Here is a 1705-nt window from a genome sequence, read left to right as displayed (position 1 = left end):
CGCCCCGCCCCTTCGGGGTGCCAACGCCCTTCAGGCGTCGGCATCCTTTGCCAGTGCGCTATTGTGTTATCCGTGGATTGTGCAGCTCAGCGGGGCGCTGGCCGTGACGGTGCGGTGTCCCCCGTAACCGGCCGCGCGGCGGCCGCTAACTCGCAGTACGGCGCCGCGACCCGCAGGCGGGCCGCCGTACCCGCGCGCAGGCGCGCGGCGCCCACTGCGCACCCCCGTGGGGGACGTGCGGCAGCTGCGTGGCGGCGGGCTGGGTTATGGCTTAGCAGGAAGGGGGGTTGGCCTGTTGCTCCGGTCAGTCCCGCAGTTTCCGGCGATTTGCGGCCGGTGTCCGGTGGAGTCCGGCGCGGTCGCCTTCCATGCCCTGACGGGCATAAAAACATGTAAATAAATTCCGTACTTGTATTGACTTTAAAGGCGTAATCACCGATAATTAAATCATCGGGAGGCAATACCGCCGCCCGAAAAATTGCCGGTATCGGCGCTTTAAGGAGTACACCATGACTGATATTACGACCCCTTCTGTTTATGTTGGCACTTACCATAAATACAACTGCGGAAGCATTGCGGGAGCCTGGCTCGATCTGACCGATTTTGATAGCTCAGAGGAGTTTTACGAGCGCTGCCGCGAGTTACACGCAAATGAGGCTGATCCAGAATTTATGTTCCAGGATTGGGAGGGTATTCCGTCTGATATGGCGTCAGAGTGCCATATCAACTGGGATTTTATTAACGGCTTTAAACAAGCCCGCGAGGAAGGAAACGAAGCGGCGTTTGTGGCCTTTGTTGATCTGTTTAATAGCACTGATTTCGACCTGTTTAGAGATGCCTATATGGGCGAAGCTAAGGACGAAGAAACTTTTGCAGAGGAATACCTGAATGATAGCGGTCTACTGAATGAAATTCCTGAATCCGTAGCCCGATATTTTGACATCGTAGCCTATGCGCGGGATCTGTTTATTGGGGATTTCAGTTTACATGACGGACACGTATTTAACATGACTTGCTGAAACCTAGTCCCCCGCCACGCGGGGGATATTAAACACCGCTCTAATTAATCGCCGGTATCGGCAAACAGCCATCTGGGCGGCTGCGCCGCCCCTTTGCTGCTGCTTGCCGGTGATCTCTCCAGCTCATGTTCTGCCATTGCGCTAAATCCTGATGCCACACAGGGCGTTACCCCTTCGGGGCCGCTCTGCTGTGCTGCGCATCGAGCCGGTTCCCGTCTCGCCCCGCCCCTTCGGGGTGCCAACGCCCTTCAGGCGTCGGCATCCTTTGCCAGTGCGCTATTGTGTTATCCGTGGATTGTGCAGCTCAGCGGGGCGCTGGCCGTGACGGTGCGGTGTCCCCCGTAACCGGCCGCGCGGCGGCCGCTAACTCGCAGTACGGCGCCGCGACCCGCAGGCGGGCCGCTGTACCCGCGCGCAGGCGCGCGGCGCCCACTGCGCACCCCCGTGGGGGACGTGCGGCAGCTGCGTGGCGGCGGGCTGGGTTATGGCTTAGCAGGAAGGGGGGTTGGCCTGTTGCTCCGGTCAGTCCCGCAGTTTCCGGCGATTTGCGGCCGGTGTCCGGTGGAGTCCGGCGCGGTCGCCTTCCATGCCCTGACGGGCATAAAAACATGTAAATAAATTCCGTACTTGTATTGACTTTAAAGGCGTAATCACCGATAATTAAATCATCGGGAGGCAATACCGCC

Annotated in this window: 1 protein-coding gene; it reads left to right on the top strand. The window is 58.9% G+C overall.

The genetic code is table 11. From position 1 onward, the window contains the following. Window positions 1-509 precede the first annotated feature (509 nt). Window positions 510-1019 carry an antirestriction protein ArdA gene (locus C3406_RS25785; RefSeq protein ID WP_000129958.1) on the top strand — a complete coding sequence of 170 codons (510 nt, stop codon included), beginning with the start codon at window positions 510-512 and terminating at the stop codon, window positions 1017-1019. Window positions 1020-1705: the final 686 nt, after the last annotated feature.

This window comes from Leclercia sp. LSNIH8 (assembly GCF_002920195.1).
In the GTDB taxonomy this organism is placed as follows: Bacteria; Pseudomonadota; Gammaproteobacteria; order Enterobacterales; family Enterobacteriaceae; genus Enterobacter.
Note: the sequence above shows the minus strand (reverse complement) of the source record. Positions and strands in the feature narration are given on the sequence as shown.